This is a genomic window from Synechococcus sp. OH2 (assembly GCF_047462155.1).
Taxonomy (GTDB): Bacteria; Cyanobacteriota; Cyanobacteriia; order Thermostichales; family Thermostichaceae; genus Thermostichus.
The window spans coordinates 52,879-66,780 of the sequence record NZ_JANSIR010000095.1; the positions used below are offsets into that span (position 1 = coordinate 52,879).

15 protein-coding genes are annotated in these 13,902 nt (G+C 60.6%); 7 read left to right on the top strand and 8 right to left on the bottom strand.

Annotation, left to right across the window (positions count from 1 at the left end; genetic code table 11):
• Nucleotides 1-954, bottom strand: a 954-nt coding sequence (locus NW835_RS08725; RefSeq protein WP_414415074.1) for a CIA30 family protein, incomplete at its 3' end; no start/stop codon positions are given.
• A gap of 471 nt (nucleotides 955-1,425) precedes the next feature.
• On the opposite strand from NW835_RS08725, the gene psbV reads away from it, so the two are divergent.
• From psbV to NW835_RS08745, 4 genes are all read left to right on the top strand, one after another.
• Nucleotides 1,426-1,923, top strand: a complete 498-nt coding sequence (gene psbV, locus NW835_RS08730) for a photosystem II cytochrome c-550 (RefSeq protein WP_414370281.1) — start codon at nucleotides 1,426-1,428, stop codon at nucleotides 1,921-1,923.
• Nucleotides 1,923-2,447, top strand: coding sequence for a photosystem II cytochrome PsbV2 (gene psbV2 / locus NW835_RS08735; protein ID WP_414378268.1), 525 nt, complete (start codon nucleotides 1,923-1,925; stop codon nucleotides 2,445-2,447). The genes psbV and psbV2 overlap by 1 nt, the downstream gene beginning before the upstream one ends.
• A 67-nt stretch (nucleotides 2,448-2,514) precedes the next feature.
• Nucleotides 2,515-3,006: a hypothetical protein gene (locus NW835_RS08740; protein ID WP_414365038.1), complete on the top strand. Its 492-nt coding sequence runs from the start codon at nucleotides 2,515-2,517 to the stop codon at nucleotides 3,004-3,006.
• Between the two features lie 26 nt (nucleotides 3,007-3,032).
• Nucleotides 3,033-3,890: a sulfatase-like hydrolase/transferase gene (locus tag NW835_RS08745; protein WP_414385945.1), complete on the top strand. Its 858-nt coding sequence runs from the start codon at nucleotides 3,033-3,035 to the stop codon at nucleotides 3,888-3,890.
• A 102-nt stretch (nucleotides 3,891-3,992) separates the two neighbouring features.
• Here NW835_RS08745 and NW835_RS08750 read toward each other — a convergent pair whose 3' ends face one another.
• The 4 genes from NW835_RS08750 to NW835_RS08765 form a co-directional block, all read right to left on the bottom strand.
• Nucleotides 3,993-5,129, bottom strand: coding sequence for an AI-2E family transporter (locus NW835_RS08750; protein ID WP_414365036.1), 1,137 nt, complete (start codon nucleotides 5,127-5,129; stop codon nucleotides 3,993-3,995).
• Nucleotides 5,130-5,150: 21 nt separating this feature from the next.
• Nucleotides 5,151-5,927 (bottom strand): enoyl-ACP reductase FabI, encoded by a 777-nt coding sequence (fabI, locus tag NW835_RS08755; protein WP_414348999.1) that lies wholly within the window; start codon nucleotides 5,925-5,927, stop codon nucleotides 5,151-5,153.
• 61 nt (nucleotides 5,928-5,988) lie between these two features.
• The gene (gene aspS / locus NW835_RS08760; protein ID WP_414415075.1) at nucleotides 5,989-7,794 is read right to left on the bottom strand and encodes an aspartate--tRNA ligase; all 1,806 of its coding nucleotides are present in this window, start codon (nucleotides 7,792-7,794) and stop codon (nucleotides 5,989-5,991) included.
• 72 nt (nucleotides 7,795-7,866) lie between these two features.
• A complete protein-coding gene (locus NW835_RS08765; RefSeq protein WP_414415076.1) occupies nucleotides 7,867-8,796 on the bottom strand; it encodes a metal ABC transporter solute-binding protein, Zn/Mn family in 930 nt (309 codons plus the stop codon).
• A gap of 62 nt (nucleotides 8,797-8,858) precedes the next feature.
• Between NW835_RS08765 and NW835_RS08770 the strand changes: the two genes are divergently transcribed.
• Together NW835_RS08770 and NW835_RS08775 are read left to right on the top strand one after the other, a co-directional pair.
• On the top strand, nucleotides 8,859-9,614 hold the full coding sequence (locus NW835_RS08770) for a metal ABC transporter ATP-binding protein (RefSeq protein WP_414415077.1): 756 nt from the start codon (nucleotides 8,859-8,861) through the stop codon (nucleotides 9,612-9,614).
• A gap of 15 nt (nucleotides 9,615-9,629) precedes the next feature.
• Nucleotides 9,630-10,463: a metal ABC transporter permease gene (locus NW835_RS08775; protein WP_414415078.1), complete on the top strand. Its 834-nt coding sequence runs from the start codon at nucleotides 9,630-9,632 to the stop codon at nucleotides 10,461-10,463.
• A gap of 46 nt (nucleotides 10,464-10,509) precedes the next feature.
• On the opposite strand, the gene NW835_RS08780 is transcribed toward NW835_RS08775, so the two are convergent.
• From NW835_RS08780 to NW835_RS08790, 3 genes are all read right to left on the bottom strand, one after another.
• Nucleotides 10,510-10,800: an RNA recognition motif domain-containing protein gene (locus NW835_RS08780; RefSeq protein WP_414415079.1), complete on the bottom strand. Its 291-nt coding sequence runs from the start codon at nucleotides 10,798-10,800 to the stop codon at nucleotides 10,510-10,512.
• Nucleotides 10,801-10,995: 195 nt separating this feature from the next.
• Nucleotides 10,996-11,778, bottom strand: coding sequence for a 16S rRNA (guanine(527)-N(7))-methyltransferase RsmG (gene rsmG, locus NW835_RS08785; protein ID WP_414365029.1), 783 nt, complete (start codon nucleotides 11,776-11,778; stop codon nucleotides 10,996-10,998).
• Complete coding sequence (locus NW835_RS08790; RefSeq protein ID WP_414415080.1) at nucleotides 11,775-12,800, bottom strand: hypothetical protein; 1,026 nt, start codon at nucleotides 12,798-12,800, stop codon at nucleotides 11,775-11,777. Before NW835_RS08790 ends, rsmG begins: the two co-directional genes overlap by 4 nt.
• A 394-nt stretch (nucleotides 12,801-13,194) precedes the next feature.
• On the opposite strand from NW835_RS08790, the gene guaA reads away from it, so the two are divergent.
• Nucleotides 13,195-13,902 (top strand): glutamine-hydrolyzing GMP synthase (gene guaA, locus NW835_RS08795; RefSeq protein WP_414415160.1); only part of this gene is annotated, 708 nt, incomplete at its 3' end.

Genomic DNA, 13,902 nt, shown 5'->3' on the forward strand with positions numbered 1-13,902 from the left:
CTCCACCCCACACCAACGGCTGGAGCTCTCCTGCAGGGCCGCCACCCAATCGGGAGTTAGGGATCCCCGCGCCACCCCAATCAGTTGCGGCAGCGGCTTCTGGCGATAGAGCCCGATCCAACGCACGCCCAGCCGAAACGGCCCAGGCCGAAAACGGGGGTTGGGACTGCCGTCCGCTTCAAACTTGCTCAGCATCAGTTGCAGCGAATAGATCTGGCGGGTATTCAAAGGGGGAGCGGCAACCCGGCGGGCGCGAAAGGTGGGCACCATCTCGGCAAAAGGAACCTGGACGGTCTGCTCCTCCCCTGGAGTGGTGTCGAAGGCGTAGCCGTAGGCCGGGCTGTCCCAGCCCCCTTGATCCCGCAGCAGAACCTTGTAGCGCTGTCCATCGCCCCGTAGCTGCAGCTCCAGGCCGGCAAACCCTGAGGCATCCAAGGGCGGCTGCCAATTGCGCGTGCGGGTGGAAACAAAGCCGCCGAAGTTGGCCGTGGAAACCTGGCCTGTAAACAGCAGCTCACCCTCCCCCCAGAGCAGTTGGCTTTGACTCACCCCGCCCATCACCACATCGTCGAGGATGCCCCAGAACTGGTTCACCTGGGGATCGGGCTGGCGGAAGTCAAAGAGCATCTGTTCCGTTTGGCCGCTGCGGCGCAGGCGCTCTAGGTAGGCCTTAGCTTTCTCCCGGTTCTCCAGACCGAGGATGACCCTGGCTGTCACCTCATCCCCTCTCTCCTGGACTTCTGCCCCTTGCCGGTGCAGCGCCTCCGCCAGCCCCACTGGTAGGCCATCGCCCAAGAGGATCACGGGAAGGGGAGCTGAAGTCGCCAGGGAAGGAGGCATGAAGTCAACGGCTGCTGTCTGAAACCCATTCTGAACCCAGCGCCAGAGGTCAGCAAAGGGCAGCGCTTCGTAGTAGGTCAGCGTGTTCCAAAACCGCCCCAGATCCCAAGGCATGGCCTTCCCATCTAGAGAACGCACGCAGGCAAGATGCTTACAGGATAGCCCCAGTCAGGGGATCCCTAGCAATTGAACCGCCTTTGAAGACTCCTCAACCCTATCTGCCCCAACCTCTGCCGGCCCTAGGTTTTCTCGGCAGCGGATCAAGCCAACCACTGCTGTCCTCTCCAGAAGGCAAGGGATCCCTTCTCCGAGTTTGCTTTTGTGGATCGCATTGCCGCTCTCGGCAGGGTGGCGGCACTAACCCAACCGTTGAGGGGGCGCTGGATCCGCAATCAAACTTAACACTAAAAGTCGAAGAGAATAGCTTGCAAAAGCGATCCCGGATCCCATCGGCAAATGATCTCGCAATGGTCTATTCTTGATCCTGTTGTCGGGTTTGTCGCTGGAGCGGAGCTGACCCCCCCTTCTAAGATCGAACTACGGAGAACCATGTTTAGCAAATCTTCTCTTCAGAAAGCGTTCGCGATGGCGCGCCGTCGGTTATTGGTCCTGATCTTGGCTTTGGGGATGGCCGGATATGCCTGGGGGCCGGCCTTGGCGGCCAGGCAGATTCCTCCTGTAGCCTTGTCGCCAACCGAGTCCATCACTTTCACAGAAGCGCAACTGGCCAGAGGAAAGCAGTTATTCAACAAAGCCTGTGCCCAGTGTCATGTGGGTGGCCAGACCTATCCCAACCCGGACGTGAGCCTGAAGCTCTCGGATCTGGAGGGGGCAACACCTCCCCGCGATAATGTGTTGGCGATCGTAGACTACATCAAGAACCCGGTCACCTATGACGGGGTAGAGTCCCTGGTGGAATATCATCCCAACACCCAGCTTCTGAGTGAGTATCCTCGCCTGCGCAACCTCACCGATGAGGATCTGAAGTTAATTGCCGGCTACATCCTAGTGCAGGCTAAGACCGTACCCGGCTGGGGCGGCACCAAGAGCGAATCCCACAGCGACCTTTCCGCCTATCTCTAATGCCTGGGCAAACTCAAGGGGCAAACCGGTGGGGGATCCCGGGCCGTGGCTGGAGGTGGGCCGGGATCCTGCTTTTGGTATGGCTAGGGATAGCTAGCCCAGCGGCAGGCCGCGTTGATCCCTATGTGAGCCAGTACCTGCGAACCACTGAGCCAATAGAGTTGCCCTGGGATGCCGAAGGGCACATGCTCACCTTTACTCCAGAGCAACTTACCGACGGGAAAAATCGCTTTCAGGCTGCCTGTCTGAACTGCCACGTGGGCGGCTCTACCCTACCGGCTCCTAACATTTCCCTTTCGCTCAAGGCCTTGCGCGGCGCCACCCCGCCCCGCGACACCATTCAAGCTCTCATGGAGTACCAGCGGGATCCCCGCAGCTACGATGGCACCGAAGTTAGCTATGGCTGCCGCCCTGTGCCTCCCTCCTGGATGGATGATGAAGCGCTGCGCAACCTGGCTGCCTTTATCCTCAGGGCGGCTCAAGTGGCTCCGGGCTGGGGATCCAACGTCATCGGAGGTGGCTGAGGAATCGGGGTTCCCTCCGCCCGTTGCAGGGGTGGTGATAGCCTAGTGAAAAGGGAAGGTGGCGGCCATGCTCCAGAATATCCGCTCCATACTCCTGGGCCTGTGGATACTGGCCCTGCTCGTTTTCCTTGTCCAAAACTGGGGATCCACAGCAGCGGTCGTCGTGGCTGGTCAAGCCGGCGCTGCGATTCCTTTGTCGCTGACGCTGTTCACTGCCTATGGGGTAGGAGTCGGCTTGGGGTTTCTGTATGTGGGCGCTTGGCGGCTGCATGATCAGGCGTTGCAGCGACAGGCAATCCGCAAGTTAAACCAGCTCATCGACCGAGTGCGCTTCTTGGAAGCGCAGATGATTCCCCCCGACCACTATTTGCCTCAAGATCTGCCGGAGTACGAGCCGGATCCCCAGGCAGGTCGCTATTCCTATTCCAATATCCCGCCGGAACGCATTCGCCAACCCGCTGAACCTGAGGAGGAAGACGACACGGCCACTACCCCCAACTGGCGGATAGTCCGACGTCCCTACCCCGGCCAAGAGGAGGAAGAGGAATGGGACTCCTAAGCTGGTGGAGATCTTCTGCAAATCCCTTGCCTGAGCCCGCTCCCCGACCTGAGCCCCAAGGGCAAAATCACTACCTGTTGATCATTTTGGACAGTTGCCGCTTCGACAGCCTGCTGGCGGCTAACCCCAAGCATCTGCTCAAGTTGGGATCCCTGGAAAAGCGTTGGAGCTACGCCTCCTGGACGGCTCCCGCCCATTACAACCTGCTGATGGGCCTGTTGCCTCACACCAGCCCTACCCACGTTTTCGCCTCTGAGCACTACAAGCAGGAGTATTTGCGTTACAACGAGCGCCTCGGCACCCGGCAGCCGATTGAGTTCAAGCATCTGCTGCCTCACCTCTACTTGCCAACGCTCCTGAAGCATCAACTGGGCTACACCACCCATGCCATGGTCTCCCTGCCGGTGCTCAACCCCAGCACTCTGCTCAATCGCGACTTCGATTCCTACCGTCTCATGCCGCGGCACAACGATATGGCGGCCATGGTGGAGCAGTTGCGCTTCGAGCCGGATCGCCCCAGCTTTTACCTATTAAATGTGGGCGAAACTCACTATCCCTACGCCCTGCCCGACGAGGACCCCAGCTCGTGGCCCCGCATCTCTGGGGTCAATGGTGTGTTAAAGCGCCTGGATGAAGGGGAAGAGGCCGGGATCCCCTTTTTCAATTCCGCCCAGTTGGAGGAGCTGCGCCAGCGGCAGATCGAGGCGGTGCGCTACCTAGATGGGGTCTTTGAGCAACTGTTCGATCTGGTTCCCAAAAACACCTACATCACGGTTACTGCCGACCACGGCGAGTTGTTTGGGGAAGGGGGCTACTTTGGCCATGGCCCCATCCAGCACGAAAAGGTGCTAGAAGTGCCTTTCATTGAGGGAAAAATTCGCTAGGACAAGGCCCAGCCCCTCACCCCCGGCCCTCTTCCTCTGGGAGAGGGGAGATGGGGATCGGGGCTAGGTTGCTGCCTGGAAGAGTCGTCTGCGAAAAAGGGGCTAGACCTGCTGGGTCTCTGGCTTGGGCAAGGTGGGATCCCGGTGGGTTTCGATGGGGCTTTTGCCGAGGGAGGTCACCTTCGCAGCAGGGGATAAGCCATCTTCGGCGGCCAAGTCGGCGGAACGGGCAATCTCGTAGAGACTTTTCACCACACTGGTTAGGGGAATGGCAACGATCACGCCCAAGATGCCCCCCAGTTGCGCCCCCACCAATAGGGCAATCAAGATCCACACCGGGTTGAGGCCAATCAGTTCCCCCATTAGCCGGGGAGCGATGACTCGATCCTTGATCTGCTGCACGATCAAGGAGACCAGCACCACCTTGAGGCTGAGCCAGATATCTTGGAAGGCCAGCAGCACTGCTGCCGCGCCGATGCCGATAAAGCCCCCCACTAGCGGGATCACCTCCAGCAGGCCAATCAAGAGGCCAAACAAAAGCCCAAAGGGTACTCGCAGCAGCCCAAACACTGGCACCAGCATCAGGGCCATAATGAACCCCAACACCAACTGGCTGATGAGAAAGTTCTGGAAACTCAGAGCCAGGGCTTCGCCGATGCGCGGCCCCCAGGGCTTGGGGAAGAGGCTGAGCAACCCCTGCCAAAACTGGCCGCCGTAGAGCAGCATGTAGAGGGCCAGCACCAACACCAACACCAAGTCAACCACCTGGTTAAAGGTGCCCAGGAGGATGTCTAGGGATTGGCTGGCAATTTTTTCGGCACTGGCCTGCAGGCGGTTGAGGAGGGTGTTCACCAGCTCCGTCTGGCCGAGGTTGATGTTGCGCTCTGCCGCCCACAGGCTGATTTGATCCAGCCAGCTTTGTAAGGTATCCACCCACTCCGGGATCCGCGCCCCCAACTGCACCACCTGCTTGGCCAGGATGGGCACGATGGCGATCCCTACCAAGGCCAGCAGCACCACCGACAGGGCAAAAACCAGGGTGACCGCCAAACCCCGACTGACCCGATAGCGCTGCAGCACCTGTACCGGATAGTTGAGCAAAAAGGCCAGCACCGCTGCCGTCAGGAGGGTGGTGAGCAGATGGCCAAACAGCCGGCCCACCTGCAGGGCCAGCCAGCCGCTAATGACGATCAAAATCCAGGTGAGCAGCAGCCGCTGCAAAGGTGAGAAGCGATTCATGCCAGGGGGATCCCCAAGAGCCTAAAAACCCAGGATGCTATATCCACTATCCACATAGATCACCTGGCCGGTAATGCCGCTGGCCAGGTCGCTGGCCAAAAAAGCAGCCACATTGCCCACCTCGAGCTGGGTGATATTGCGCCGCAGCGGAGCTTTCTCCTCCACCGCGTGCAGCATGGCATGAAAATCCGAAATCGCCGAAGAAGCCAGGGTGCGAATGGGCCCGGCAGAGATAGCATTCACCCGGATCCCGGCAGGGCCCAGCTCGGCCGCCAGGTAGCGAACACAGGTTTCCAGGCCCGCTTTGGTGACAGCGGCCATGTTGTAGTTGGGCACCACCCGCACGCCCCCCAGATAGGTGAGGGTGAGGATGCTGCTGCCGGCTCTCAAGAGGGGCTTGGCGGCCCGGCAGAGGGCAATCAGGGAGTAGGTGCTCACATCCATGGCCAGGGCAAACCCCTCCCGCGAGATATCGCTAAAGTTGCCGCTCAGCTCTTCTTTTTTAACGAAAGCCAGGCAGTGAACCAAGATATCGACCTGACCCCATTTTTGGGCCACCCCTTGAAACAGATCGTTGATCTGCTGGTCGCTTTGCACGTCGCAGGGAAGGAGAAAATCCGGCTGCAGGGGCTCCGTCAATTGCTGGACTTTGGTTTTGAAGCGATCCCGCTCGTCTGGCAAGTAGGTAACCCCCAACGTAGCTCCCGCTTTGTGCAGTTGCTGGGCAATGCCCCAGGCGATGGAGCGCTCGTTGGCAATGCCAGTTACCAAGGCTTTCTTTCCGGTCAGATCTAGCATAAGGAGACCCAAGAGTAGGGGTACATGCCTATCCATCCTCCCACACAGGTGGAGGGATCCCTTAGCTGGGCTGATAGGTGGAAGCCACGTGCAGTTCTTTGAGCTGCTTGGGCTCGACGCCGGCAGGGGCGCCGGTGAGCAAACACCTGGCCTGCTGGGTTTTGGGAAAGGCGATGACATCGCGGATGGAATCTTCCCCCGCCAGCAGCATGACCAGCCGGTCTAGGCCGTAGGCGATGCCCCCGTGGGGCGGCGTGCCGTACTCAAAGGCTTCTAGCAAAAAGCCAAACTTGTCCCGCGCCTGCTCAGGGGTGAGGCCGATGGCCTGGAAAACCTGCTCCTGGATCTCCCGCTGGTAGATGCGCAGGGATCCCCCGCCCACTTCCACGCCGTTCCAGACCAGGTCGTAGGCCTGGGCCCGCGCCGTTTTTAGGTCGGCCAAGTCGTCGGGGTGGGGAGCGGTAAAGGGGTGGTGCAGGGCTTCTAGGCGGTTTTCCTCGGTGTTGAACTCAAACATGGGGAAATCGGTGATCCAGAGAAGATTCAAGGCGTTCTCCGGGATCAAGCCCAGCTCCTGCCCCAGGTGCAGCCGCAGGCGGCCCAGCGACTCGTTGACCACGGCAGCCGGCCCTGCCCCAAACAGCAGCAGATCCCCTGGCTTGGCGTTGGTCATCTGCAGCAACTGCTTCTCCTGCTCAGGGCTAAGGCTTTCCTTGAGGGCACCAATGGTATCGAGGCTGCCGGCGCGCACCCGAATGAAGGCCAGGCCGCCCGCCCCGTACTGGGTAACCAGCTTGAACAGATCGCCGCCGGGCTTGATGCGGGTGTTGGAGATCCTCTCGTCGCCGCCGGGCACCGGCAGAGCCTTGATCACTCCCCCCTGCTGCAGGGCTTTGGCAAAGACTTGAAAGCGGGATCCCTGAAACACCCCCGAAACATCCACCAACTCCAGCCCAAAGCGGGTGTCGGGTTTGTCGGAGCCGTAGCGGGCCATAGCCTCGGCGTAGGTCAGCCGCGGGAAGGGACGGGGCAGGTCGATCCCTTTGACAGTTTTGAAGATGTGGCCGATGAGCCGCTCGTTGAGCTCCAAGATTGCCTCCTGATCCAGGAAGCTCATCTCCATGTCCAACTGGGTAAACTCCGGCTGGCGATCCGCCCGCAGATCTTCATCCCGAAAACAGCGGGCAATTTGGTAGTAGCGATCCACGCCAGCCACCATCAGCAACTGCTTAAAAAGCTGGGGCGACTGCGGCAGGGCAAACCACTCGCCGGGGTTGACGCGGCTGGGCACCAAGTAATCTCTGGCACCTTCGGGGGTGGAGCGGGTGAGGATGGGGGTCTCCACCTCGATAAAGCCTTCTTCGTCCTCCAGAAAGCGGCGAATGGCCTTGATCACCTGGTGGCGCAGTTGCAGGTTGCGGGACAAGCGCTCCCGCCTTAAGTCCAAGTAGCGGTAGCGCAGGCGAATCTCCTCCCGCACCTCTTCCCCTTCTTCCCCCGAGACACTGAAGGGAAGCTGCTTGCCCACGCGGCTGAGAATTTCCAGCTCTTCTGCGTAGACCTCCACTTCGCCGGTGGGCAGGCGGGGGTTAAAGGAGTCTTCAGGCCGCTGCTGAACCCTACCTGTGACCCGCACTACGTATTCGCTGCGCACCTCCTTAGCCAGCTCGTAGGAGAGGGGGGTCTTCTGGGGATCCGCCACCAGTTGCACAATGCCGGAGCGATCCCGCAGATCGAGAAAGATCACGCCCCCGTGGTCGCGGCGGCGGTCGATCCAGCCGTAGAGGGTGACACTCTGGCCGATGTGGGCCGGGCGCACTTGGCCACAATAGAGGGAACGGGGCGGGCGACGGATAGCAGCAGGCATGGACGCGGTAAGAAAACAAGGGTCTGAGCCCCTATCATACAAAACTCAGCCCCCCTGCCTCGATTCTGCCCCTCAAGGACAATCAGGGGATCCGCCCAAGGCCCCCACAATCGTGCAGGTGTTGTGGCGCATCATAGCGATGTAGGTTTCGGCACCGCTGCCTGGCTCCCCTAGGGAGTCCGAGTACAGTTCCTGTTCGGCCACCTGGACTCCCGCTTCGGTGGCCACCGTTTGGATGAGAGCGGGGTTAAGGGTGGTCTCGGCAAAAACCGCTGGCACCCCCAGGGCGCGGATCTCCTCCACCAACCGAGCCACCGTCTGGGCGCTGGGCTGTTCCTCGGTGCTGATCCCCAAGAGGGATCCCCCCATCTTCAGGCCGTAGGCTTGGGTGTAGTAGGCAAAGGCAGCGTGGGTGGTCACCAAAACCCGGTTGGCAGGGGGAATGGTCTGAATCTGCTCCGCGATCCAGGCGTGGAGCTCTTCCAGCTCCGCCCGATAGGCGGCGGCATTGGCCTGAAAAAAAGCCGCTTCGCCGGGCACCTGTTCCGCCAGCTCCTGGGCAATGGGCTCCACCATGAGGATGACGTTTTCCACATTGCCCCATACATGGGGATCCGGCGTCGGGATCCCGTCCTCATCGGTGACGATGGGGTCGAGGATCTCGGCCAGGGCAACCCGCCGCGCCCGTTGAGCAGCAGCGTTGACGAGACGAATCAACCCCGCCTCCAAGTTGTAGCCGTTGTAAAACACCAGATCCGCCTGCTCGAGAGCTGCGGCATCTGCCGGTGTCGGCTCATAGACGTGGGGATCCTGTCCCGGCTGCAGCAGGCTGCTGAGCTGGATGCGATCTTGACCCACCTGCTCTACCCAATCGGCAATCAGAGTGGTGGTAGCCACAACGCGGGGACGTGCCACAGCCAAGCTGGCCAGAGATGTCCAACCGCCCATCAGCAGGCCAAGCCCCACCACCAAGCGGCGCAAAGAAAAGATCTTGGTTTTCATAATTGTTTCACTATTTGAGTTTCCCCTTAGGGTACACTGGTCTTGGCGAAAATGAAAGGAAAATGAAAAAGCCAGCGATTGCTCTCCCTCCTCGTCCGGCCTCTCTGGTGGTGCGGGATCTGACGGTGCGCTATGGCAAGTTGCTGGCGTTGGAGCGGATCAGCGCCGAGATCCAGCCAGGGTGCATCACGGGCATCCTGGGCCCCAACGGGGCTGGCAAAAGCAGCTTTCTCAAGGCGCTGCTGGGGTTGGTGCCAAAAGAGGGGGGCGAGGTGCGCTACGGCGGCCAGGCGCTGCGGGGGGAGCAGGTGGCCTATGTGCCGCAGCGGTCGGCCATCGACTGGAGCTTTCCGGCCACGGTGTGGGATGTGGTGCTGATGGGACAGGTGAGAGCTGCCGGCTGGTTGCGCCGCATCGGTCCGCAAGGTCGGGAGCGGGCAGCGCAAGCTCTGGAGCGGGTGGGGATGGGGGCCTATCGGGATCGGCCCATTGGTCGGCTATCAGGGGGACAGCAGCAGCGGGTGTTTTTGGCGCGGGCTCTAGCGCAGGCAGCCGAGATCTACGCCCTGGACGAGCCGCTGGCCGGGATCGACCAGCCCAGCGAGGCCATTGTGTTTCAGGTTTTGCGGGAGCTGGCCGACGCCGGCCATATCGTGATGGTGGTGCACCACGACCTGGGGCAGGCGCTGGCCCACTTTGATGAGGTGCTTCTCCTCAACCGCGTCCTGATTGCCCAGGGATCCCCGCAGCAGGTGCTGCAGCCGCAGGTGTTGCAGCGGGCCTATGGCCGCATCCTGCCCTTGGACTCAGCTGCCTAGGGGGTGAGGGGTGGTATGGAAGGGCTCTGGCACACCCTGGTGGATCCCTTGCGGTTTGCCTTTATGCAGCGGGCTCTGCTGGTGGCGGTGGCCATCGGCGTTCTCTGCGCGGTGGTGGGCAGCTATTTGCTGGTGCAAAGCTTGGCCCTCCTGGGGGATGCCCTCAGCCATTCGCTGCTGCCGGGCCTGGCCATTGCCTACCTGCTGGATCTCAACCTCTTTGTCGGTGCCTTCGTGGCGGGGTTACTGAGCGCCCTGCTCATCCAGTGGATCCGCTCCGCCACCCCCCTCAAGCCCGATGCGGCCATGGGGATCGTCTTTTCTGCTTTTTTTGCCCTAGGGATCCTCTTAATCACGTTAATCCAACGGCGGGCCCGCATCGATCTCAACCACTTCCTCTTCGGCAACCTCCTGGGGGTGAGCGCCGCTGATGTGTTGACAGTGGTGGGCATCACCGTCCTGGTGCTGGGATTGGTGGCCCTCTTTTTTAAGGAGCTGACCTTCTACAGTTTCGATCCCCTGGGGGCCAAGGCAGCCGGCCTGCCTACTGCAGGGTTGGGATGGGGGCTGATGGCGCTCACCTCCCTCACTCTGGTGGCCAGCATGAAGGCGGTGGGGGTGCTGCTGGTGCTGGCCATGCTCATCACACCAGCAGCAACAGCTTACCTGCTGGCGCCTCGCCTGCACCAGGTAATGCTGCTGGGATCCCTCTTTGGCGTCAGCGCTAGCCTGCTGGGGATGTACGCTAGCTACTACCTCAACGTCGCCTCCGGCCCGGCCATTGTCTTGGTGGCCTCCGTCTGGTTTGGCTTAGCCTTTCTGGCCAGAGTCATCTTCGGCCAAAGCTAAAGGCCGGGGAGAGAAGAGAGGGATCCCCGGCCCAGAGCCTATCCGATTAGAAGCGGGAAGAACGGCTATCCCGCCTGCTGCCGCCTGCGCCGGCCTGACGCGGCATTGCCTTGTTAACCCTCAGATCCCGGCCCATCCAGGTGGCGCCATCCAACTCGTCGATGGCTTTCTGCTCGTCGGCCTCGTTTTCCAGGTCCACGAAAGCAAAGCCCCGCTTGCGGCCCGTCTCCCGATCCACTGGCAGCTTAATTTGCTTGACGGTGCCGTACTCGGAAAACACAAGCCGTAGGTCTTCTTCACTGGCTTTGAAAGACAAGTTGCCCACAAAAATGGTCATAACGTAGCGAACTCCGAACCTTAACCTTTTAGCGCTCAGTTCGGAAGCTCACCTGGTTAGACCATTGGCTCAATCCGAACCTGATGCCAACCACATCTTAGTCTCCCCGACGGCATTTGCAAACTACCTGTTCAAGATCTTTCTCCAGGAACTTGCAGAAGCTTTTTTGAACTAGGAAATTAAGGATCCCAACTTTTAGCGGTGCTTGTCCTGTCCCAGGGGTTGGCGTTTGGGAATGCCGGGAGGACGGGGATAGCAAGCTGGTGTGGGGGCAACTTTCTCCACCAGCAGGCAATGCCGTATCCCGTGGCTGCGGGGGGTAGTGAAGGCTTCGACGTGGATCAGCTTCCCCCCCAGGAGAGAAAGGGCTCGCTCCAGAGTTTGGGCTTCTGCCTCGGTCCAATGGCCGCGGTAGAGAATGGCGCGTCCCCCCACCTTGAGCAGGGGCAGACAATACTCGGCGCAAACCTCCGCCGCTGCCAGGGCTCTGGCCAGGGCCAGATCGTAGCTGCCGCGTTCCTGCGGGTCTTGCCCCCAGATTTCGGCTCGCTGGGCCACCGCCCGCGCCTGGGTCAGGGAGAGCTGCTGCAGGGCCTCTTGCACAAAGGCAATCTTGCGTTGGCTGCTGTCCAGGAGGGTGAAGCTGGCCTGGGGCAGGGCAATTTGGGCCGGGATCCCTGGAAACCCTGCCCCGGTGCCGATGTCGATGCCCCGCCAGGGCCGAGCTTGAATCGCCGCCCAGGATCCCAGCAAGCGTAGGCCCCGCAGCGAGTCCCACAGGTGTTTCTCCCAAAAATCGATGGGAGCGGTGATGCGGGTCAGGTTCTGGGTGCGGTTTCCGGCCATCACCAGGGGATAGAGCTGTTGCAGTTGCTGCCGCTGCGGCTCAGAAGGCTGCCAGCCCAGCTCCGCCAGCCAGCTCTCCCAGAGGGCCTCCAGTTCGGGGGGCTCAGAGGTAGGCGGGGCAGCCTTCTTCATCCCAGGGATCCCAGCCATCGCGATCCCAGTTGCAATCCGGCAGGAATGGCTCGGTCGGCCCAGCCTTTCAGCTCTTGGGTCAAGCCCTGCAAAGATCGGTCGGCGCCCAGCAGCTCCTGGTTCAAGCACACCAGCTCCTGCAAATCCAGCTCCTGGCAGTTGGCCCAATCTTCTGCCAGCAAGTTGATCGGCTGGGGCTGAGCTTGCAACGGCTGCTGGGCAGCCAACTCCAGCTCTATATCCAAAAGCACCTGCTCCAGCCGTTCTACCCGCTCTTGCATCTGGGCCAATAAGGCCGCCAACTGCTGACAGCAATGGTGAAGCCGCTGAGCATAAACCTTGAGCGGCAGCGTCAGCGGCAGCAGCGACTCAGACAACAGTTGAATCAGGTGCTGGGCTTCCAGTTCTTCCAGTTGCAGATCTTGCCAAATGGCATGGTAAAAATGGAGCGAGCGACGACAGGTTTCCAGGCGCTGGTAGCAGGGCTGCAATACAGAGCTGCGCAACTCCTGCAGATAATCGGCCCACAGTTGTCCGGCCTCTACCACCCAACCCGTTTGCAGAAAACTCCACCCCTGGGCCAGCAGCCAACTGATCACCAGGCCTGCCAACAACTGCGGCTTTTGCTGGGCCAGAAAAGGCAGAAGATGCTCTCCCCAAATCGCCAACCCCAGCCAGAGCAGAGCGGCCAAAGCCAAGTGGGGCAAGCTGATCATCTGGGCCAGAAGCTGAGCAGAACCTGCGGATCCCTGGGGAAGTCGGCGCTGCCGCAGCATCCAGATGAGCCCTGCACCCAAGCTGTACAGCCCTCCCCCCAACAGCGGGATCACCACCAACCACAGGGGTTGCCCCCTCCACAGGTGCGACAATAGCCCAGCCTGGCCCGGCGCATCCCAACTGAGCAAATACAAAGCCAACAAAGCCAAAACCACACCCCACCCCTGCTGCCGTTGGAGGCGGCGGGCCAGCAGGCGGCGGCGACGACGAAGATAGGTTTGAAAGGATTCAGCCACAATGGACATAAAACGATGGATCGCAGATCCCTGCCAATATCCCCACCGGTCTGGATCGCCTCCTTACGATCATAAGTCTTGGCTCGGCCCTGGCGGCTCTGGGTTCACTATTGCGATTGTTACTGGGAGCCATCGCTTGGCTGGCGGGGCAGGGCTCATCAGACAGTTTTTCAGAGAAGTTCTGTTCTCAAAGCGGGCCTGGGAGAGGCTGTCCAGGACAGGCGGCTGCAAGAAAACCCCCCATCCCTGCTACGATGGAAAGGCCCTTAACGTTTCTTATCCACAGCCAAGTTGGTTTCTTGGTTCGGGTTTTCTCTTCTGCACTGTGCGAGGTTTTGTGAGCGCTTCTGCATCTCTCCTTAGCTCTGACCTGTCTCTCTCCCCCCTCAAGGTGCAGCGCCAGATGATCGTTATTCTCGACTTTGGATCCCAGTACTCGGAGCTCATTGCCCGTCGTATTCGCGAAACCCACGTCTATTCGGAAATCCTTTCCTACCGCACCACCGCTGAACACCTGCGGCAAATACGGCCCCAGGGCATCATCCTCTCCGGCGGCCCCAACTCGGTCTATGAGCCGGGCGCTCCTGCTTGTGACCCGGAGATCTGGAACTTAGGGATCCCCATCCTGGGCGTATGCTATGGCATGCAGCTCATGGTGCAGCAGTTGGGGGGCAAGGTGGAGCCAGCCCAGAAGGGGGAATACGGCCGTGCCGCCCTGCACATTTTGGATCCCACCGACCTGCTCACCAACTTGCCGGAAAACAGCATTATGTGGATGAGCCATGGGGATGCGGTGACCGAGTTGCCGCCAGGTTTTCACGCTCTGGCCGCCACGGACAACACCCCCTTTGCCGCCATTGCCAACCCGGCGCGTCGTCTGTACGGAGTGCAATTTCACCCAGAGGTGGCCCACTCGCAGGCGGGTGCCTTTCTCATTCGCAATTTTGTCTACCACATCTGCGGCTGCGAGCCCACCTGGACAACGGAAGCTTTTCTGGAGGAGGCGATTCGGGAAGTCCGGGCCCGTGTGGGCGACAAGAAGGTGTTGCTGGCTCTCTCCGGCGGGGTGGATAGTTCCACTCTGGCTTTTTTGCTGCACAAGGCCATCGGC